The 18,901-nt window shown below is 65.2% G+C and carries 23 protein-coding genes; 12 read left to right on the top strand and 11 right to left on the bottom strand.

Features of this window, described 5'->3' with window-relative positions; translation table 11 throughout:
- Nucleotides 1–16: 16 nt before the first annotated feature.
- The gene (locus AC1DPX_RS13385; RefSeq protein WP_477237211.1) at nucleotides 17–1,402 is read left to right on the top strand and encodes an NAD(P)-binding protein; all 1,386 of its coding nucleotides are present in this window, start codon (nucleotides 17–19) and stop codon (nucleotides 1,400–1,402) included.
- A complete protein-coding gene (arsK, locus tag AC1DPX_RS13380) occupies nucleotides 1,399–2,691 on the top strand; it encodes an arsenite efflux MFS transporter ArsK (RefSeq protein WP_477237209.1) in 1,293 nt (430 codons plus the stop codon). Before AC1DPX_RS13385 ends, arsK begins: the two co-directional genes overlap by 4 nt.
- On the opposite strand, the gene AC1DPX_RS13375 is transcribed toward arsK, so the two are convergent.
- The gene (locus tag AC1DPX_RS13375; RefSeq protein WP_477237207.1) at nucleotides 2,655–3,281 is read right to left on the bottom strand and encodes a class I SAM-dependent methyltransferase; all 627 of its coding nucleotides are present in this window, start codon (nucleotides 3,279–3,281) and stop codon (nucleotides 2,655–2,657) included. The genes arsK and AC1DPX_RS13375 overlap by 37 nt on opposite strands.
- A gap of 215 nt (nucleotides 3,282–3,496) precedes the next feature.
- Between AC1DPX_RS13375 and AC1DPX_RS13370 the strand changes: the two genes are divergently transcribed.
- The gene (locus AC1DPX_RS13370) at nucleotides 3,497–3,943 is read left to right on the top strand and encodes an SRPBCC family protein (protein WP_477237205.1); all 447 of its coding nucleotides are present in this window, start codon (nucleotides 3,497–3,499) and stop codon (nucleotides 3,941–3,943) included.
- 28 nt (nucleotides 3,944–3,971) lie between these two features.
- Here the strand turns inward: AC1DPX_RS13370 and AC1DPX_RS13365 are convergent, their stop codons facing one another.
- Nucleotides 3,972–4,805, bottom strand: a complete 834-nt coding sequence (locus AC1DPX_RS13365) for a helix-turn-helix transcriptional regulator (RefSeq protein WP_477237203.1) — start codon at nucleotides 4,803–4,805, stop codon at nucleotides 3,972–3,974.
- A 75-nt stretch (nucleotides 4,806–4,880) separates the two neighbouring features.
- Here AC1DPX_RS13365 and AC1DPX_RS13360 point away from each other — a divergent pair, with 75 nt between their 5' ends.
- Nucleotides 4,881–5,765: an SDR family oxidoreductase gene (locus AC1DPX_RS13360; RefSeq protein WP_477237201.1), complete on the top strand. Its 885-nt coding sequence runs from the start codon at nucleotides 4,881–4,883 to the stop codon at nucleotides 5,763–5,765.
- A gap of 12 nt (nucleotides 5,766–5,777) precedes the next feature.
- Here the strand turns inward: AC1DPX_RS13360 and AC1DPX_RS13355 are convergent, their stop codons facing one another.
- From AC1DPX_RS13355 to AC1DPX_RS13345, 3 genes are read right to left on the bottom strand one after another with little or no spacing between them, the layout of a single operon-like run.
- Nucleotides 5,778–6,476, bottom strand: coding sequence for a RibD family protein (locus AC1DPX_RS13355; RefSeq protein ID WP_202358608.1), 699 nt, complete (start codon nucleotides 6,474–6,476; stop codon nucleotides 5,778–5,780).
- Nucleotides 6,477–6,510: 34 nt separating this feature from the next.
- Nucleotides 6,511–6,912: a type II toxin-antitoxin system HicB family antitoxin gene (locus tag AC1DPX_RS13350; RefSeq protein ID WP_477237199.1), complete on the bottom strand. Its 402-nt coding sequence runs from the start codon at nucleotides 6,910–6,912 to the stop codon at nucleotides 6,511–6,513.
- A gap of 5 nt (nucleotides 6,913–6,917) precedes the next feature.
- A complete protein-coding gene (locus tag AC1DPX_RS13345; protein WP_477237197.1) occupies nucleotides 6,918–7,106 on the bottom strand; it encodes a type II toxin-antitoxin system HicA family toxin in 189 nt (62 codons plus the stop codon).
- Between the two features lie 361 nt (nucleotides 7,107–7,467).
- Between AC1DPX_RS13345 and AC1DPX_RS13340 the strand changes: the two genes are divergently transcribed.
- From AC1DPX_RS13340 to AC1DPX_RS13325, 4 genes are all read left to right on the top strand, one after another.
- Nucleotides 7,468–8,415: a substrate-binding domain-containing protein gene (locus AC1DPX_RS13340; protein ID WP_202358611.1), complete on the top strand. Its 948-nt coding sequence runs from the start codon at nucleotides 7,468–7,470 to the stop codon at nucleotides 8,413–8,415.
- Nucleotides 8,416–8,662: 247 nt separating this feature from the next.
- Complete coding sequence (locus tag AC1DPX_RS13335) at nucleotides 8,663–10,261, top strand: sugar ABC transporter ATP-binding protein (RefSeq protein WP_477237195.1); 1,599 nt, start codon at nucleotides 8,663–8,665, stop codon at nucleotides 10,259–10,261.
- Nucleotides 10,258–11,274, top strand: coding sequence for an ABC transporter permease (locus AC1DPX_RS13330; RefSeq protein WP_202358613.1), 1,017 nt, complete (start codon nucleotides 10,258–10,260; stop codon nucleotides 11,272–11,274). The genes AC1DPX_RS13335 and AC1DPX_RS13330 overlap by 4 nt, the downstream gene beginning before the upstream one ends.
- Nucleotides 11,275–11,451: 177 nt before the next feature.
- Nucleotides 11,452–12,732 carry a hypothetical protein gene (locus tag AC1DPX_RS13325; RefSeq protein ID WP_477237193.1) on the top strand — a complete coding sequence of 427 codons (1,281 nt, stop codon included), beginning with the start codon at nucleotides 11,452–11,454 and terminating at the stop codon, nucleotides 12,730–12,732.
- A 203-nt stretch (nucleotides 12,733–12,935) separates the two neighbouring features.
- On the opposite strand, the gene AC1DPX_RS13320 is transcribed toward AC1DPX_RS13325, so the two are convergent.
- Nucleotides 12,936–13,511 carry a hypothetical protein gene (locus AC1DPX_RS13320; protein WP_477237192.1) on the bottom strand — a complete coding sequence of 192 codons (576 nt, stop codon included), beginning with the start codon at nucleotides 13,509–13,511 and terminating at the stop codon, nucleotides 12,936–12,938.
- Nucleotides 13,512–13,641: 130 nt separating this feature from the next.
- Here AC1DPX_RS13320 and AC1DPX_RS13315 point away from each other — a divergent pair, with 130 nt between their 5' ends.
- The gene (locus AC1DPX_RS13315; protein WP_477237190.1) at nucleotides 13,642–14,124 is read left to right on the top strand and encodes an HIT family protein; all 483 of its coding nucleotides are present in this window, start codon (nucleotides 13,642–13,644) and stop codon (nucleotides 14,122–14,124) included.
- A gap of 8 nt (nucleotides 14,125–14,132) precedes the next feature.
- Here the strand turns inward: AC1DPX_RS13315 and AC1DPX_RS13310 are convergent, their stop codons facing one another.
- The 3 genes from AC1DPX_RS13310 to AC1DPX_RS13300 all read right to left on the bottom strand — a co-directional run bounded on the left by AC1DPX_RS13310 (nucleotide 14,133) and on the right by AC1DPX_RS13300 (nucleotide 15,764).
- Nucleotides 14,133–14,714: a hypothetical protein gene (locus tag AC1DPX_RS13310; protein ID WP_477237188.1), complete on the bottom strand. Its 582-nt coding sequence runs from the start codon at nucleotides 14,712–14,714 to the stop codon at nucleotides 14,133–14,135.
- Complete coding sequence (locus tag AC1DPX_RS13305; protein WP_477237186.1) at nucleotides 14,711–15,307, bottom strand: hypothetical protein; 597 nt, start codon at nucleotides 15,305–15,307, stop codon at nucleotides 14,711–14,713. The genes AC1DPX_RS13310 and AC1DPX_RS13305 overlap by 4 nt, the downstream gene beginning before the upstream one ends.
- Nucleotides 15,308–15,401: 94 nt before the next feature.
- The gene (locus AC1DPX_RS13300; protein WP_477237184.1) at nucleotides 15,402–15,764 is read right to left on the bottom strand and encodes a hypothetical protein; all 363 of its coding nucleotides are present in this window, start codon (nucleotides 15,762–15,764) and stop codon (nucleotides 15,402–15,404) included.
- 165 nt (nucleotides 15,765–15,929) lie between these two features.
- Here AC1DPX_RS13300 and AC1DPX_RS13295 point away from each other — a divergent pair, with 165 nt between their 5' ends.
- Entirely contained in the window at nucleotides 15,930–16,232 is a 303-nt protein-coding gene (locus AC1DPX_RS13295; protein WP_477237182.1) for a hypothetical protein, read from the top strand.
- Between the two features lie 318 nt (nucleotides 16,233–16,550).
- Here the strand turns inward: AC1DPX_RS13295 and AC1DPX_RS13290 are convergent, their stop codons facing one another.
- Nucleotides 16,551–16,841 carry a ribbon-helix-helix domain-containing protein gene (locus AC1DPX_RS13290; protein WP_477237180.1) on the bottom strand — a complete coding sequence of 97 codons (291 nt, stop codon included), beginning with the start codon at nucleotides 16,839–16,841 and terminating at the stop codon, nucleotides 16,551–16,553.
- Nucleotides 16,842–16,933: 92 nt separating this feature from the next.
- Nucleotides 16,934–17,638 carry an XRE family transcriptional regulator gene (locus AC1DPX_RS13285; RefSeq protein ID WP_202358621.1) on the bottom strand — a complete coding sequence of 235 codons (705 nt, stop codon included), beginning with the start codon at nucleotides 17,636–17,638 and terminating at the stop codon, nucleotides 16,934–16,936.
- A gap of 74 nt (nucleotides 17,639–17,712) precedes the next feature.
- On the opposite strand from AC1DPX_RS13285, the gene AC1DPX_RS13280 reads away from it, so the two are divergent.
- A complete protein-coding gene (locus AC1DPX_RS13280; RefSeq protein WP_244730790.1) occupies nucleotides 17,713–18,093 on the top strand; it encodes a hypothetical protein in 381 nt (126 codons plus the stop codon).
- Nucleotides 18,094–18,221: 128 nt separating this feature from the next.
- Nucleotides 18,222–18,899, top strand: a complete 678-nt coding sequence (locus tag AC1DPX_RS13275; RefSeq protein WP_477237178.1) for a GcrA cell cycle regulator — start codon at nucleotides 18,222–18,224, stop codon at nucleotides 18,897–18,899.
- Nucleotides 18,900–18,901: the final 2 nt, after the last annotated feature.

Here is an 18,901-nt window from a genome sequence, read left to right as displayed (position 1 = left end):
GGAAGGATAGAAGCTGATGCAAAACGATCTGCCTATCGCCGTCATCGGCGCCGGCCCGGTTGGCCTCGCGGCCGCCGTTCATCTCATGGCGCGGGGCCTGCCGGTGAAGCTCTATGAGGCCGGCAGCGGCGTCGCGGCCAATCTGCGGGATTGGGGGCATGTGCGGGTGTTCACGCCCTGGCGCTATTGCGTCGATGGGGCGGCCCGCAAGCTGCTCGAAAGCCATGGCTGGCGGATGCCGGACGGGGAAGCCTTCCCGACCGCCGACGAACTCGTCGCGCACTATCTCGAGCCGCTCGCCAGCCTGCCGGAACTCGCGCCGGCGATCGAAACCGAGGCGCGTGTCGTTGCCATATCGCGCTGGGGCGCCGACAAGGTGCGCGGCAGCGAGCGCGCGGCACGGCCGTTCATGCTTGTGGTCGAAACCGCCGATGGCATCCGGCGCGACAGGGCGCGGGCGGTCATCGACGCCTCGGGGACTTGGCGCACGCCCAATCCGCTCGGCGCCGGCGGCATCGCGGCGGAGGGCGAGGCGGAGTTCGCCGACCGCATCGCCTATGGCATACCCGACATTCTCGGCCGCGACCGCGTGCTTTATGCCGGCCGCACGACGCTGGTCGCGGGTTCCGGCCATTCGGCGGCCAACGCCTTGCTCGACCTTGCCCGGCTGGCGGATGAAGCGCCCGGCACGGCCTTCATCTGGGCGGTGCGCGGAACCGATCTCGTTCGCATCTATGGCGGCGGCGACGCCGACCAATTGCCGGCGCGCGGCGAACTCGGCGCCGATGTGCGCGACCTCGCCGAAAGCGGCCGCGTCCAGCTGGTGACCGGCTTTGCCACGCTTGCGATCCGCGAGCGTGACGGAAGGCTGATCGTCGAGGGGCAGGGCCAGGACGGCCTGCTGCAATTGGGCCCCGTCGACCGCATCATCGCCGCGACGGGGCAGCGCCCGGATCTGTCGCTGACCCGGGAACTCAGGCTCGATCTCGATMCGTGGCTGGAAGGCGTCAAGGCGCTGGGGCCGCTCATCGATCCCAACGAACATTCCTGTGGCGACGTGCCGCCGCACGGCCACCGCGAGCTCAGCCATCCCGAGCCCGGTTTCTACACGGTCGGCATCAAGAGCTATGGCCGTGCGCCGACCTTCCTGCTGTTGACCGGCTACGAGCAGGTCCGCTCAGTCGCGGCGGCGATCGCCGGCGACATGGCGGCGGCCGACGCGGTGCAATTGGTGCTACCCGAAACCGGCGTCTGCACGGTGCCGGCGGGCCGCGCTTCGCAGGGCTGTTGCGGCGGGCCGGCGCCGGCCGAGGTCGATGCCTGCTGCGTGGCGGATGTCGATGCCAAGGCCGCCGGCAAAGGCGGCTGCGGTTGCGCGGGCAAGATGGAAGCCGCCGAGTGACCGAGGGCAAGATCCCCGCTTCCGCCATCTGGGCGCTGGGCGCCACGCAGATCATCGGCTACGGCACGCTGTATTACAGCTACAGCATCCTGGCGCCGGCGGTGGCGGCGGAACTCGCCTGGTCGCAGCAATGGGTGTTCGCGGTGCTGTCGGTGTCGCTGCTGGCAAGCGCTGTCCTGGCGCCGTTCGCGGGCAGCCTGGCGGACCGGGTCGGGGCAGGGCGCCTGATGGTGCCGGGTTCGCTGGCGGCGGCGGGCGCGCTGCTGTTGTGCGCGCTGGCGCCTGGACGCGCCGGCTTTGCGCTCGGCGTGCTGGCCATGGAGCTCGCCTCCTGCTTCGTGCTCTACAGCACGGCCTTCGTCGCCATCGTGCAGCTCGGCGGCGCGCGCCGCGGCATCACCCATCTCACCTTGATCGCCGGCTTCGCCTCGACGCTGTTCTGGCCCTTGACGACGCTGCTGCATCATCACCTCGGCTGGCGCGAGGTGCTCATTCTCTTTGCCGCGCTCAATGCTTTTGTCTGCCTGCCGATCCATTGGTGGCTGGCCCGGCTTTCCAGCCATGCCGGCAAGGCACGGGAGAGGATTGTCCCGGTGACACCAGGCCTGTCGGGGCCGGCGCCCGGCGGGCGAGGGTCGCTCCTGTTCGTCCTGGTGCTGGCCGGCTTTGCCATTGAGGGCTTCATGCTTTCGGCTGTTCTCGTGCAGATGGTGCCGCTGCTCACCCTGGTCGGTCTCGGCGGCGCCTCGGTGCTGGTCGCCAGCCTGTTTGGCCCTTCGCAAGTGGCGAGCCGGCTGGTCAACATGCTGTTCGGCCGGGGCCTGTCGCAGACAGCGCTGGCGCTCGGCGCGACCGCGGCCCTCGCCGGCGGCCTTGCGGTGCTGCTCGTGGTGGCGCCCTCCGTCCCCGGCGCCATGCTGTTCGCCGTGCTTTTCGGCTTCGGCTCGGGCCTGATGAGCATTGTCGGCGGCACGCTGCCGCTCGAATTGTTCGGCCGGGAACGCTACGGCTCCTATGTCGGCTGGATCACGGCGGCGCGCCAGTTCAGTTCCGCCTTCGCCCCGTTCGGCCTGACTTTGACGATCGCAGGCCTCGGCGTCTTCCCGGCCCTGTGGCTCAACGTCGTGGTCGGCCTGTTCGGCATCGCGGCCTTCGCCGCCGTCGCGCTGATCAGCCGGAAATCGCATAGGGGTGAGGAGAGCGGCACGGTCGCGGTCGCGCCGGACGCGGCTGGATTTACTGCATCGCCAGATTACATTTCAGGTGCTCGCCTGAAAACGCTGAACTGAAAGGACTGCGGGGAGCCCCATGGTGTCAGATGCAGATGGTCGAGTGTGCGAACGAGGGCAAAGCCGGATCCAAGGACTTGGGCGAGGGTGCTTGCATCGTATCGTTGAACCGGCAAACCGCTGCATTTCTCCGGTCCGTCGAGCGCGAAAGTCGCGATAATCGCGTAGCCATTCGGTGCGAGTGCCCGCCTGAGTGTGAAGAGGTAAGCGTCACGGTCCGCTTTTTCGACCATGAAATGAAAGGCAGCCCTGTCATGCCAGACATCGTAAAGTCGCCTCGGCGACCAAGCACGAATGTCAGCCACGATCCACTCTATTTGGCGGCCTGCCCCAGCCCGTCGACCACGAGCCGCCGCGATCGCCGCCGCGGAGAGGTCCAGGACAGTGACGTCCTCGAAGTGTTGTTCCCCAAGATTATCCACCAGTCGAGAGGCGCCGCCTCCTACGTCAACGACGGCCGAACTGGGATGGGCAATTTCCTTGATCAACGAAAGAGAGGGTTCGGGACTATCTTGGAACCAACTGACGCCGTCCTCCCGTTTCGCTTCGTATGTCGCGTTCCAGTGCAACCGCGATGCCTCTTTCTCCATCGGACCCGGCCTCACTTTTGATGACATCCTTCAGCATATCAGTCGCCGTGGCCGGCCGTGATCAATTTGTGGAAGCACGATTATTCTGACCGGCAAGGATTGATCTGGCAGGCGCTGTTCCCGCCAAGGCACAAATTTCTGCCAGCTGAGATTGCGCGGAAGTGCCAACCGACATTGCGCTACACTTTTCCCCGGCATTCGCGGAAAATGCAGGGATGACCGATCCCGCCGCGCCGATCGTCAAGACCATCGCCATCGCAACCGCGCCGGCCAAAGTCTGGCGCGTGCTGACGACGCCCGCGATGATCCCGCAATGGATGTCCGACGAAGAGCTGACCGTCAGCCTGGAAGGGCATGCCGGCGGCGCGATCGTGATACGCGGGATGCTGCACGGCATGGCATTCGAGAACCATGGTACTATCAGGGCCTTCGAGCCGGAGAAGAGCTTCGCCTACAGTTACTGGAGCACGCTGTCGGCCTCGCGCCTTGCGGATGCGCCGGAGAACCACACGCTGGTCAGCTTTGCTCTCGCGCCGGCGGATGGAGGAACGCTGCTGACGCTTACGCTGAGCGACTTCGCCGAACCGGCGATCCGCCCACATGCCAATCTCTACTGGGGGCCGACCCTGCAGATCCTGAAGGCGGTGTGCGAGCGAACTTGACGAAGGCGCTGCGCAGCGAGCCCAGCCTTTACCCCTTTGGACGGCGGGCCAGGGCGCGGATGCGGTCGGCGACCTCGCTGCCGACAGGGTTGTAGACGGTCAGGTTCAGATCCGGCCGGCCGTCGACCGCGAAGGACGAATATTCCAGCTCGATGTCACCCAGTTCCGGGTGCTTCAGGCGCTTTGTGCCGTCGCCATGGGCGAGCACGTCGTTCTCCTGCCACAGCGTGGCGAACTCGGCGCTGCCGCTGCACAGTTCGTCGACCAACTGGGTGACCTCGGAGACCGCGCCGGCACGCGCCGCATCGGCCCGAAAAGCGCCGACCACGAAACGGGCAAGGTTTTCCCAATCATGCTGCTTGGCGCGGATGTGGGGCGTGAGGAACATGAAGCGCAGGATGTTGCGCCGGCCGGCGGGGATGGTGCCGTAGTCGGTCAACACGATCTCGGCGGCGCGGTTCCAGGCGACGACGTCCCAGGTGGCGGTCTTGACCAGGGCTGGGCTGGCCTCGAGCGTGTCGATGAGGCGCTGCAGCCGGGGGCTGACGCCCTCGTCGCCCCGGTAGCGCACCTCGGGCGGGCGGCCGAGCCCCAGCATGAAGAGATGTTCGCGCTCCGCCTCGGTCAAAAGCAGCCCCTTGGCGATGCGGTTCAGCACATCGGCCGAGGGCGCGCCGCCACGGCCTTGCTCCAGCCATGTGTACCAGGTCGGGCTGATGTTGGCGCGCTGGGCGACCTCTTCGCGGCGCAGCCCCGGCGTCCGTCGGCGCCCGGAAAAGCCGAACGAGGCGGGATCGAGCCGGGTACGCCGGTCTTTCAGGAAGGCTGCGAGCGAACCGGGGGTGGGCATCCTGTTAGCCATTATACCATGATAAGATCACTACTTTAATGGAATAATAGACCGTCGATATTACGCAGGCAACCGCAGGAGATTTGCATGCGTATCTTTCTCACCGGAGCCACCGGCTTCATCGGCTCGGCCATCGTTCCCGAACTCATCCAGGCCGGCCATCAGGTGATCGGCGTCACTCGCTCCGACGCCGGCGCCGCCGCACTCGCCGCCGCGGGCGCCGAGGTGCATCGCGGAACCCTCGAGGATCCGACAAGCCTGCGCGACGGCGCGGCGAAGGCGGACGCCGTGATCCACACCGCGTTCGATCATGATTTTTCGCGCTTCGCCGAGAACTGCGAAAAGGACAAGCGTGTCATCGCGGCGCTCGGTGAGGCGCTCGCGGGATCCGACCGACCGCTGGTCATCACGTCGGGCGTCGGCATGGGCAGCCCCGGACACGGCGAGCTGGCGGTCGAGGATGTCTTCAACGCCAGCCATCCAAATCCACGCATCGCCTCGGAACTCGCCGGCAACGCCTTGCTGGCGGCCGGCATCAACGTGTCTGTCGTGCGCCTGCCGCAGGTCCACAATCCGGTCAAGCAGGGGCTCATCACGCCGCTCATCGAGATCGCGCGTGAAAAAGGTGTCTCGGCCTATGTCGGCGAAGGCAGCAATCGCTATTCGGCGGGGCATCTTCTCGACGCCGCGCGGCTCTACCGGCTCGCCGTGGAAAAGCGCCAGCCGGGCGCGCGCTATCACGCGGTCGGCGAGGAAGGCGTCGAGGTGCGCGAAATCGCGGAAGCGCTTGGCCGGGGCCTGAACTTGCCCGTCGTCTCGATTGCGCTGGAAAAGGCGGCGGAGCATTTCGGCTGGATGGGAATGTTCGCCCCCATGGACCTGCCGGCCTCCAGCGCACTGACCCAGGCACGGCTCGGCTGGCACCCGACCGGCCCGACGCTGATCGCCGATCTGGATGCGATGCGGTATTGAGGCGCCGCGCCCTCAGCCAGGGCTGACGGCGTAGCGCAAGTGGATGAGGCCATGCGCCAGCGTTTCGCAGCTTGTCAGCGACAGTTGCATCTTGCCGGCGAGGCCGCTTTCGCCGAACTCGACAAAGCCCTGGTTTGCCGCCCGCGCATCGAGCGCGGGCGCGACGAGCAGGCTGAGCTCGTCGACAAGCCCTGCCGCGAAGAAGGAGCCGTTGATGCCGGCGCCGCCTTCGAGCAGCAGCCGACGGATACCGAGTTCGCGGCCGAGCACGTCGAGCATGGCGGCGAGATCGATCTCGGCCGTCTCAGACACGATGTAGGACACGCCGTCGGCGGCGAGTTCGGCCAGATGGCTGTCGGCAACGTCCCGCCCAAGCAGCACCACGACATGGTCGCCGCCGACATCAGGCTTGGCGAAGTGGAGCTTGCCCGAGGCATCGAGCGCCACGGCATAGGTGCCGGCATCGCGTTGGGCGAAATGGTGCGGCCGCTCGACCTTGCCAGCATTGGCCGGCGGGTGCGCGCCGGCCTTGCTCATCTCGGCCATGGTGACACGGCCGACGATCCAGGCGTCGCCGTCGAGGTCGCCGTGGATCTTTTCATAAAGGCCCGACCATGCCGGCACGCCGCCATCGGGGCTCGCCGTGTAGCGGCTCGGATGAAGGCTGCCATCGAGCGAGGCGAGCATATGGCAGATGATGTGCGGCTTCATGGTTTCTCCGGGGATCATTTTTGGGCGATACGCATCAGGCCGTTTCAAGCTCCATCGCTTTCTCGGCCGCCTTCGCGAGAAACCCGGATCGAGTATAGCCATGGGCTTCGGCAAAGGCATCAATCCGTCGCAGAACGTCGTCCGGCAGCGTCACGTTGATGCGCACCGCCTTCCTGGCCTCGGTCCTGGCCGCGACCAGGATCGCAACACCGTCACGATTATCGGCATTCGCCATCACGGCCTCCAGACTGGAAGGCTCTGGAATGGCGTCGCCATCCTCGGCCAGCCCTTCGATGTGGAGGGCGAGCGCTTCTTCAGCCATGGACCGGGCGTCATCCAGATCTTTTCCGGCGGTGATCACGCCAGGGAAATCAGGGAAAGACACACCGAAGTCGCTGTCGGCATCCTTATGGATAAGTCCGATATACTGCTTCATGTCCGTCACCTCAGTTTCAGTCCGGATTGCTTTTCGATGCTGCGAAGGATGCCTATCGGGATGTCGCGCTTGGGATGGGCAACGGTGACCCGCCCTTGCTTGTCACGGTGTTTGAATTGCGCATGGCCGCCCTTTCGGGCAACCTCGAACCAATCATCAGCTTGCAACAAGCGGATAATCTCTGCGCTATTCATGTGTATTTATACACACTGATAAACGGGCTTTCAATCAAAAATACGAAAGTCGGCTGAAGCCGATAGACCGGCCAGATCGCGTCTGTCATGCCGGGCAGGACGCCCTCGGCATCAAAATTCCGACAATTCCGATAATTCGCAACCCGGCACTGTTATATCGATGTTGCACAAATGGTTGACCCTGGGTTAGCATCCATTTGCTGATGCCGATGGGAGGCAGTTTTTGCAACTGATATCAGCTGGAGCGGCATGCGCTGTCTTGCGCAAGGAGGATGCTCCAACACTTTGAACCGACGCATGATCCCTTCTCAAGACCGATCCCGGTCCTGGGGATTGTGCGTTCTTGTGGAGGAGATCAACCATGAACAGACGTGAATTCCTGATGACGTCCGTGGCCGCGGGCGCGATGATGCTGGCCGCGCGTTCGGCGTTCGCCGAGGACAAGCTGACCATACTGGGCTCGGTGCCCAATCTCGGCTTTCCGTTCTTCGTGCACATGCTGAACGAGATCAAGGCCGAGGCGCAGGCGCAAGGCGTCAACCTGACCGAAAGCGACGGCCAGAATTCGGCCACCAAGCAGACCGCCGACATCGAGGCGGCGCTGGTGCAGAAGGTCAACGCCATCGTGATTTCGCCGCTCGACGTCAACGCGCTGGCGCCAGCCATCGAGGAAGCGGTCAAGGCCGGCGTTCCCGTGGTGACGATCGACCGTCGCGTCGACGGTGTCCAGGGTATCCTCGCCCATGTCGGCGCCGACAATGTCAAGGGCGGCGAGGCGGAGGCCAGCGCCATGGTGGCGGCGTTCCCCAATGGCGCCAAGCTGTTCCACCTGCAGGGCCAGCCCGGCGCGGGACCGGCGATCGACCGCAACAAGGGCGTGCACAATGTGCTCGATCCCCTGAAGGACAAGTACCAGATCATCTTCGAGCAGACCGCCAACTTCGCCCGCGCCGAGGCGCTGTCGGTGACGGAAGCCGGCCTTGCCGCCAACGGCAAGCCGGACGCCATCATCTGCGCCAATGACGACATGGCGCTCGGCGCGCTCGAGGCGTGTGCCGCCCGCAACTTCACCGACGTCAAGATCTACGGCTTCGACGCGCTGCCGGAAGCGCTGGTCGCGGTGCGTGACGGCAAACTCGCCGGCACGGTCGAACAGTTCCCCGGCCAGCAATCGCGCACCGCCGTGCAGATCGCGGTCGCCTACGCCAAGAACAAGACCGAGCCGAAGGAGAAGCTGGTGCTGCTGACGCCGATCGTCATCGGCAAGGACAATCTCGATAAGGCCGAGAGGTTGAGCGAGACGAAGTAGGAGGCCGGTGGGGATCGGCCAAATGGCAAGGCAGGCGGGGCATCGCCCCCCTCTGCCCTGCCGGACATCTCCCCCTCAAGGGAGGAGATCGGTCGTTGTCTCCGCTTTCGCCAATTACCGGCCCTGCAGAAAAGGCGCTGCCGGCAAAACAGCCAATCTCCCCCCTCGTGGGGGAGATGTCCGGCAAGACAGAGGGGGCGTTCAAGCGCTGACGGAACCCGGATGAACTTCACCCAGGGAGCAACCCTTGCCAGCTGAAGCCGCACCTGTCCTGCTAGCCGTCGAAGGTGTCACCAAGCACTTCTCCGGCGTCACCGCTTTGAGCGATGTCTCGCTCGACATCCACCCCGGCGAAATCCTCGGACTGCTCGGCGAAAACGGCGCCGGCAAATCGACGCTCTTGAAAATCCTGTCGGGCGTCATGCCGCCGTCCAGCGGACGCATCACTTTCGACGGCGCCGATTACGCGCCGTCCAGCCCGCAGGATGCCAAGCGGCTCGGCATCGTCACCATCTACCAGGAGCTCAGCCTGATCCCGACGCTGACCGTGGCCGAGAACATCTTCATCGGCCGCGCGCCGGTCGGGCCGCTCGGGCTGGTGAGCTGGAAACGCATGGAGGGGAATTCGCGAGAAATCATCGCCCGTGTCGGCCTTTCCATCGATCCGATGACGCCGGTTTCGGCGCTGTCGGTGGCCGAGCAGCAGCTGGTCGAGATTGCGCGTGCGCTGTCGCTGAAGAGCCGGCTGATCATCATGGACGAGCCGACCTCGGCGCTGACCGAGACCGAGGTGCAGCGGCTGTTGTCGATCATGGACCGGCTGCGCCAGGACAAGGTCGCCATCATGTTCGTCACCCATAGGCTGGAGGAGGCATCCGCCATCTGCGACCGCATGACGGTGCTGCGCGACGGCCGGCTGGCCGGACATCTCGACCGCGAGAAGGGACGACCCATCCAGCTGCCGCGCATCATCGAGAAGATGGTCGGCCGCGCGGCCTCCGAACTCTACGCGCGGCCGGCGCAGCGCGCGGTGGCCGGCGATGTCGTCTTGTCGGTGCGCGGCTTGCGCACCGTGCGCGATCCCGAAGCGCCGCATGCCATCGTGCTCGACGGCGTAGACATTGATCTCAAGGCGGGCGAAATCCTCGGCGTCGCCGGGCTCGTCGGCTCCGGCCGCACGGAGCTGGCGCGCGCCATTTTCGGCGCTGACCGCATCGCGGCCGGAACCATCACGCTCGATGGCAAACAGATCGCGCCGGCCTCACCGGCCGACGCCATTGCGCTGGGCATCGGCCTTGTGCCGGAGGACCGCAAGCACCAGGCGATCTTTGCAGCACTCGGCATCCTGCCGAATTTCTCCGTCGCTTCGCTTGGGCATTTCAGCAACGGCTTCGGCTTCATGGCGGAGCGGCGCGAGCGCGACGCCCTGTCGGGCTTCCGCAAGATGCTGTCGATCCGCATGGCCTCGGCCGAGCAGGCGATCGAGGGCCTGTCGGGCGGCAACCAGCAGAAGGTGATCCTGGCGCGCTGGCTGGCGCGTGATCCAAAGGTGCTGATCGTCGACGAGCCGACACGCGGCGTCGATGTCGGCGCCAAGGCGGAGGTGCATCAGATCCTGGTGCAACTCGCGGCGCGCGGCATCGCGGTGATGATGATTTCGTCCGAGCTGCCCGAGGTGCTGGCGGTGTCGGACCGCATCGTCACCATGCGGCGGGGGCGCATCACCGGGCAAATGCCGGGCGTCGAGGCAAACGAGGAAAAATTGATGGAACTGATGGCGCTCGACAGCCAAGATGGCCTTGGGCAAGACGCGCTTGGGCAGGATGCGGAGGGACAGGCACGATGAGCATCGCCGAAGAGCAGAACCAGCGCGGCGGCGCGACGGTCGCGCGGCTGTTGATGAGCTTCGGGCCGCTGCTGTTCCTGGCCGCCCTGGTCGTCGTCTTCACCGTGCTGAAACCGAGCTTCATCGACCCGATCAATCTGTTCAACATCACCCGCCAAATCTCGATCACCGGGCTGATCGCGCTCGGCATGACCTTCGTCATTCTCACGGCCGGCATCGATCTTTCGGTCGGCTCGCTGCTGGCCTTCTGCGGCATGGTGGCGGCCGTCGTCGCCAAGGGCGGTGCGGCCAACACGCTGTCGCTGTCGACATCAGGAACGCAGGGCTATGGCTGGTTTGCCGCGCTGCTTGCCGCCGTCATCGTCGGTGCTGCCGCCGGCGGCGTGCAGGGGCTCGCCATCACCCGACTGAAAGTGCCGCCCTTCGTCGTCACGCTGGGCGGGCTGACGGTGTTTCGCGGGCTCACGCTGACCATTTCCAATGGCGGCCCGATCTCCGGCTTCGACGCCTCGATGCGCTGGTTCGGCACGGGGCTGATCGGCCCGGTGCCGGTGCCGGCGATCATCTTCGCCATCGCCGCGATCCTGTGCCACATCGTGCTGCGCTACACGCGCTATGGCCGCGCCGTCTACGCCGTCGGCGGCAATGCGGAGGCCGCGCGGCTGTCGGGCCTGCGCGTCGACCGCATCCTCGTCTCGGTCTATGTCATTGTCGGCTTCTTCGCCGGGCTGGCCGCCTTCGTGCTGTCGGCGCGGCTGAATTCCTCCGAAGCGGTCGCCGGCATCGGCTACGAGCTGACGGTCATCTCCGCCGTCGTCATCGGCGGCACCTCGCTGTTCGGCGGCATCGGTTCGGTCGGCGGCACGGTGGTCGGTGCTGCGCTGATCGGCGTGCTGCAGAACGGGCTGCAGTTCAACAATGTCTCGTCCTACACGCAGAGCATCGTCATCGGGCTGATCCTGATCCTGGCGGTGGCGTTCGACCGGTGGCTGAAGTCGCGGGTGAGGCGGTGAGCGCTTCTTCCTTCTCCCACAGGGGGAGAAGGGAAGACCGCGCATCACCCCTGCACCTTCTCCTCAATCACCCGCGCTGAACCCGGCAAAACGCCGCCCCCCAATTTCCCGGCCCGGTTGCAAAACGATCGGGTCTTGCTAGAAAGACGCGGGGCGGGTGGCATCGTGAGAGACCTCATGTTTGCCGATATCATCAGGCCGATCAGCTTGAGTTTTTCGCTGCTGCGGCGCTTCTGGCCGCAGCTTGTCGCACTGGTGCTGGCCGGAGTGCTGGCCGGCGACCTCCTGCTGCAGCTGGCGGCCAAGGTGGCGCTGGCCAATCATTTCGCGGGGCTCGCCATGCTGACGCTGGTGGCGCTGGCGCAACTGGTGGTGACGGTGGCGATGTTCCATGTGCTGCGCCCCGGCCTGCCGCATCTGCTCGCTGCCTCGCGTGGCGCTGGCAAGGCCGAGGAGCCGCCGGCGGCCGACCGGCGCGGCTCGCGGCTGGTGCGCATGATCACCATCGCGCTGCTGCCGTTCTTCGCCTACTACGCCGCCTGGGGCTTTCTCGGCGATATCGTGCGGCAATATTCGCGCGAAACGCTCGACCAGGCCGATTTCGGCCAGAGCGCCAATGTGCTCGACGTGCTGGATTCGCGCTGGCTCTTGATCTCGGTGGCGGTGTCCTGGCTGATCCGCCGGCTGGCCAAGTTCATGCAGACCAGGACTAAAACCGCCTCGTTCTGGCAGATCGTCGTGGTGATCTGCGAAACCAACTGGATCTTCGTCGGTCTCTATGTGATCAGCCGCTGGAAGGATACGGCGCTGCAATGGCTGATGAGCCGGTCCTTCTGGTCGGTGCTGCAGGCCACCGCCGACGGACTGGCGAGCCCGGTGCCGGTGGCGACGGCGGCTCCGATGGTGCCGGTCGAGCTCACCTCGATCGCGCCCTCGACTGTCGCCATCAACCTGTTCTTCTACATGCTGCTGCCGCTGATCTGGCTGGTCATGGCGGCGCTGATCTATGGCTATGACGTGCGCGACGACGCCGCGTTGATGCGGGTGCACAACCGGGTGGAGCGGTTCGGCAAGCGCTATGCCGGCCTGCCGAAATTCCTGCGCGATTTCGTCGAGCATTTCATCGCCGGCTACCGCTCGCGCTATCTGCCGATCGCCAATGGCGTGCGGCTGACGGTGAGTTCCAGCCTGCTGCTCCTGTGCACGCTGATCATCGGCTACCGCCTCATCGACTGGGGCGCCGCTTGGCTGTGGCTCGGCGCGACGCGACTGATCGGCCCGCACGACCTCGATGTCTGGCAGATTTTCTCGCATGGCGTGACGCTGCTGTTCGGCAGCCCATTCCAGGATTCCTCCACCGGCGTTTTGATCGAGCCGATCAGGATCTGTTTTCTCGCCGCGGTGCTGGAGACAGCGTTTTCGCTGTCGAAGGGGGTGGCGAAGGCTGGCGCGGCGTAGAAGCGTTCTTCTCCCCGTCACTATACGGGGAGAAGGTGCCGGCAGGCGGATGAGGGGCGGCGCCGACGCGAAAGAATTGAGCTTGGATACGCAAAGCCGCGCTGACGCGACGTTTGGCAAATCACCCACTTTCCGGAGCGCTGGTGCTGCCCCTCATTGCCCTGCCGGGCATTTCTCCCCGTATAGTGACGGGGAGAAAGAAGCTACTTCGGCGGCCTTTGAAAACGCAGATACCAAGGCCGCTCGCTGCCCACCCCAACCGTCGGACGGATGGTTTTCACCGCGTCCTCAGGCACGATGAAAGTGTCGCCGATGGTGAGGACGTCGCCCTTTTTGGCGCCGGAAAAGATCGCCGAGGTGCAGTTCATCACGCCCTGCGGCAGGCCGAGGCCGGCGACGACATCCGGCAGCCAGCGGCGGCCGGCAGCGTCGGTCAGCATGAGCTTGCAGCCCAGCCACTGCTTTTGCAGGTCGGGGTCGCCGATGGTGACGGTGAAGGTGGCGATGACAGCGAAGGCGTGGTCGGGCAGGCGGCCGGCCTTGCCGCCGCGCAGATCGGCCAGTTTCCAGTCGCTGCCGCCGAACGCCACGGACTGGCCGAAGTCGACATCACGGGCGATGAGGTCCTCGCCATGCAGCCATTCGCGCGCGCTGTCGTAGCTGGTTTCGGCCAGCGTCAGCGGCAGCAGGATGGCGAGCGCGACAAGGCTGCGCCGCCGCCATTTTTTCTCGGGCTCGTCTTTGGCGGCTGGTTTAATGTCGGTCGAAACGGCGGTCATGCGCTTCCCATGGTCTTGCTCAGTATTGGTCGTCCCGGAAGCAGACTGTTACCCGCGCGCTCCGGAATTGCCTTGGGTTCAAATCAGGTCACTTTCAAATCATCGCGTTCCCTGGATCGGAGAAGAGAATTTGCAGATACCCGAGACGCTCCAAATTTTCGCGACGGATTTCTGGCTCCTCAACCACCGGATTGACTCGGCTTTGCCCGGTTATCTGATGCTCGGTTCCAAGCTGCCGACCAATGATCTCTCGGAACTGCCGCAGGATGCTCTGGTCGAATTGGGCCCATTGCTTGCGCAAGCTCAGAAGGCGGTGATGTCGCAGCTGCGGCCCAACCGGCTCTACATCAGCCGCTACGGCCACTCTCCCGGTCATCCGATCCATTTCCATCTGATCCCCGTTTATGACTGGGTCGAACAGCTCTTCTGGTCTGATCGTCGATATCGAGCCCTTGAACAGTTCACTGAAGCATCGAGCGAACCGGGTACCGATGGTGCGGAACTCACGCTGTTCATCTGGAGGGAGTTTTGTGAGCGAGTCGATCCGCCACCTATCGTGGACCCTTCTGTTGCCGACGTGATTGTGTTGCTGCGAGAGGCCATGGGCAGATAGACGTCCTCCTACAGCTGCGCGTCCAGATCAAACTCGGGCAGCACATCCGTCGGCTGGCCATCGGCGCCTGTCGGCACCCCGTCCAGCCTGATGCGAGCTTGCGCATCGAGCGGGCCGAACTGGCGCGCTGCTATCAGCAGCCTGGCGCCGCGGATCTGGTCGGGCGGCACTTCGAACACGAACAGGCCGCGCTTCTCAAGGCCCGGATCGACGCCATGCGGCGGCATGTCCTGGCGGTAGCCCAGCCGCTCCGTCTGGTGATAGCGCAGCCCGGTCGGGCCTTGCCAGGTGCCGTCGGCAACCGTCGTGGAGGCAGTGTTGGCGATGAGGTTGGTCGACACCACCGCCCACAGGCCGCTGGTGGTCAACAGCTTCTCCTGGCCGAACTGGTTGGTCTTCAGCGCTCGGGCAAAGACGACCTTGTCGAGCCGGACATCGAAGCTGCGTGCATGCACCGTGTCATGCATGGCGCCGTCGACCGGGATCGGCCCGGTGAGATCGGCATAATGCGGCTTCGAAACCTGCATGCCGTAGCTAACCGCCACGGTCGTGCAGAGGACGACGAGATTGCCGAGGACGCGGATTCTCATGAGCCGTTTCCCTGTGCGTCCGGCGCCGGCACGTCGGCGACCGGCAAGGTGACGCTGCCGAGCCGGTAGGGATTGAACCAGCCGGGCATGCCGTAGAGGTTGTCGCGCGGCTTGAAGATCTCGGCGGTGACGCCGAAGCTCAATGTGGCCGGGACGGCGGCGTCGCCGGCCAGCGGCCAGACATAGGCCATGCGCTCGGTCATGCCGGGATGGAGTTCCGGCGTCAGCGTCTCGTCGCGCGTCAGCGCGATCATCGGCATGGGATCAGGCAAGGCGATGCCGTCCGGCTTGAAGACATTGAAATAGGCCTTGTCGGATTGCGCGGTGCGGTTGGTGAGGTCGGCCTCCAGCACCAGCGCCTTCTGGCCGGGCTTCATCAGCACGCCATAGGTCCTGGCGTGGCTGATGTAGGCGCGCACGGGCTGCACGCGCCAGCGCCCGGCATCGATGGCGGTATCAAGCGGCAGCTGCGGTGGGGCGTGGGCGGGGAGGGCGCCGAAGGCGCCCATCAGGCCGGCGACGAACAGCGCCGCGATGGTGCCTGCGCCGGCCGTGATCCAGGTTTGAACTTTTGAGCGGGCAGTCCTGAACATTCCAAATCATGCACGTCGAACGAACAGCCACCCCGACGCAATCTAGAAAGAAAAAACGGACATTGGAACCCGCAAATGGCTGGTCCAGCCTGCCTCAGGCCGCTTCGAGCGCCCACAGGCGATGGCCGTAGCGGCGGAAGAAGCGCGCCACGAGACGCTGCTGCCTGGCCCTGACGAGGTCTGGCAGGCGCCGCTCCTGGCGCCAGCGCGGCATGTTGCGCCAGCAGGCGATGAAGCGGGCGGTATCCTCGATGGCTTCCTCAGCCGACAGCGCCGGGCCGATCGCCGCCAGGAACAGCGGTTCGGATTGTTTCAATTCGTCGATGACGGCCTTGCGCCGGAAATGATCCTGGCGGGCCTGCGCGATGCCGTTGCGGCGGATCGCCTCGAAGGCTTCGAGCAGAGCTGGACTGTCGCCGGTGTAACCGCAGGCGCGGGCGAAATCGGCGGCATCCATCATTGCTCCCGTTCGGCAGGCGACTCACATCTGTGAGTTTATAAAAGCATAACTCAAAAATTGATAAAGAGAAACTTTTGGGAAAGTGTTAAAACTGCGACTCGACTCGCGGCTCAAAACGCAGGAATATGCGAACAAATCAGGAACAAACGGGGTGGAGAGGCAATGGCATTGCCGGGCAGGAAACCAGTTATCGCGCATGTCGCCTCGCTGTCGGTCGAGTGCGCCGATTGCGGCCGCAACAGGTGGYGGAAGCCGGATGAACTCCGGCGCTTCGGCGTGACGGGCAACACGCCGCTGGCGGAGCTTTCGGGCCGCATCGTCTGCTCGGCCTGCCGCGCCGACGGGCTGCCGGGCACGGCGATTTCAATCCAGGCCGCCTTCATCGACGAGCGCCAGCGCGTGCGCAGCGAAGCGCAGATGCTGAGCGAGCGCGAGGTGCTGGTGGAGGGGGCGAGAAGGGCTTGAGGGGGGTGGCGCCAGAAGGCGTCGTCTTCATCGGAGAGGATCACGTCTCGCCCGCCGTGAAAGATTCGGATGATCGTTACGGTCTTGTCCTTGATGGTGAATGCGATCGTTGCCGCCTGCGATAGCCCTCCGTGCGGAGGCCTAGCCTTACATCATCATGACGCGTCCCGCGCTCGGGAAACGTGCCAAAGTCGGAACAGTAATTGATGACGCGATCGACATAGGCTCACGCAATCCGTTCGCCGGCCTGTGGAACCAGGTAGGTCAGCAAATCCAGCAAGTCTTGCTCTGCGGCCCTGCTGAAGACGACCCTGTGTGTTATGCTTGGCGTGAACGCTCGCCCGCCAGTGCGTCAATGCGGCTATGAAGTCGCTTGCGTACGTCCTCAAGCGGCGAGACGAGCGAAGGATCCTTCTGCAGCGCATCCATCGTTGGCGCCACCTCTTCCCGCAGCCAGCGATCGACCGCTGCGTCGCGTGCGGCAAGAGTTCTCAAGCCATCGCGGATGACTTCGCTCTCGGTGGCGTACTGGCCAGATGAAACCTTGTCCTTCACCATCTGGGCCATTTCAAGCGGCAGGGTAATGGTTAGTGGCTGGGTGCTGCGCATTGTCATTCCTTACCCAAATGTGGGGGTATGACTTAATCATACACTTTTGCGCAAACTCCCGCTAGCCGAAGGATGGCCCTGAGGGTGAATCCTCAATACCCCAGCAATTCCTTCAGCGGGATCACCCGCCAGACATGCCTGATCGCATAGCGGTTGAAGGTGATTGTCTTCGGCGGATTGTATTGCTCGACCACCAGCTCGCCCGCCGTGCGCTTGACCAGCTTCTTGATGAAGGCCTTGCCGTTGCGCTCGTTTTCTTCCGGAAACGTCTCGATCACCACATGGTCGCCGGGCACGGCGTCGCGGCCGCCGCAATAGATGAGGTCGCCGGGTTCGTAGCGCGGCACCATGGAGTCGGAGAGCACATGCAGCGCGAAGACTTTCGGCAGGTTGCGCACGCCCGGCGGGCGCTGGACGTAGCCGGCGGGCTCGCCGTTGAAGGTGAAGTCGCCGTCGTCGCCGCCGACCGCGGCCCCCAGCACCTCGATATCCATTGAGCCGGCCGGCATCGGGCCGGCATCGGTGACGACCTCGGCATCCGCCACCGGCCCGGCATCGTCGAGGAAGACGACATGCCCTTGGCCGAGCGCCACCGGGTCGACGCGCAGGAAGGCCGCGGTCTTCAGCAGGTTCTCGGTCTTGGGCAGGTTGCGGCCGGTTTCCCAATTGCCGACGGCGGCGACATCGGTGTCGTTGTGCTCGGCAATGTGGCGCATGACCAAGCCGCGCTGCTTGCGCGCCTGGCGTATCGCCGCCCCGACCTTGATCGACAGTTCCGTTTTGGCCATGGCGCCCATGTGAGTGATGAAAGCGGCCCTCGTCTATGAAAGAATGGCTTGCATCATTTTTTGAGTTATGCTTATATCCAGCCATGCAGAACTTGTCCAGTCTTCATGGCGCGGTCGCGCCAGCCTCGCGCGAGGCAAGCCCGGCGATCGAAGTCGCCGCCCATTCCCTTCCGTCCCGGCCGTCCTCCCCGGCCGGGGCGAAGCCCGAGCGCCTCGATGCCTCGGGTCCGGTCCGCCCGTCCCCGGCGGCCGGAACGGCCGGAGCCGCCGCTCCCCTCGGCTCCGGCCCCCCATTCGACCGGCCTGCTGCCGGTCCATACGCGCGCTCCTGCATCCGCACGCAGGACGGCACCGTCATCCTGTTCGAGCCGATGACGGGCAGGGCGGTTTCCGCCCCTGACAGAAAGACGGCCGAGGCGCGGTTGGCGCGCCTGGCCGCCGGGCATTCGATCCGCTCCGGCTGATCCGGCCGCGCGCCGGCTTTCGCACCGAACCTCTGACCGTGGCCCGGACCGGGCCCGAACCCTGACGCCTGGCCGACGGCGCGCTTTCGAGCGCGGCCGAGGACTGACCCCTGGATGGAGCCCTGGACATGGCAAGCTACAGCGACGCCGAACTGCAAGAGATCGCCCGCTGGTTGAAGGAGGGGCTTTCGGCCTCGCGGATCGCGGCGGCGTTCAGCGTGCTGCGCGGCAGCCCGGTCTCACGCAACGCCATCATCGGCATCGTGCACCGCAACGCCATGCTGGGCGCGATCGGCTTTGCCAATGGCCGGGGGATGCCGCCGGTCGCGGGGTACGTCGCCGGCGAACAGGCAATACGCAAGCCCGTGCCCGCAAAGCGGGCAAAGGGCAAGAGCAATGGCAAGGCAGTCGCGGAAAAGCCCGCCGGTGTCGATGCCGCCAAGAGCGCGCGCAAGAACAAGGCGCGGACCAGGCGCGATTCCTCGCCGGCCTGGCTGCCGCCGCGCCTGTTCGTGCGCGAAGTGGGCGTGCTGATCGCCGATGGCGAAGCCTATCGTCTCAAGGTGCCGGCACAGCCACGCGGACCCATCGGCCGCCAGCCACGTGGCGTGGCGATGCGCTTCATCGACTGCCTGTTTTCCCACTGCCGCGCGCCGCTCGATCTGACGCTGGACGAGGATCCTCAGAACGACGCGCCGGGCGGCCAGCCCGGCGCCGACATGCTGTGCTGCGGCATGCGGACCAAAGGGCTGAAAAGTTACTGCGGCTACCACCAGCGGCGCTTTCAGAGGCGGGTTTGCGCGTGAGC

The sequence above is a fragment of the Mesorhizobium sp. 01N446 genome (assembly GCF_056399285.1).
Note: the sequence above shows the minus strand (reverse complement) of the source record. Positions and strands in the feature narration are given on the sequence as shown.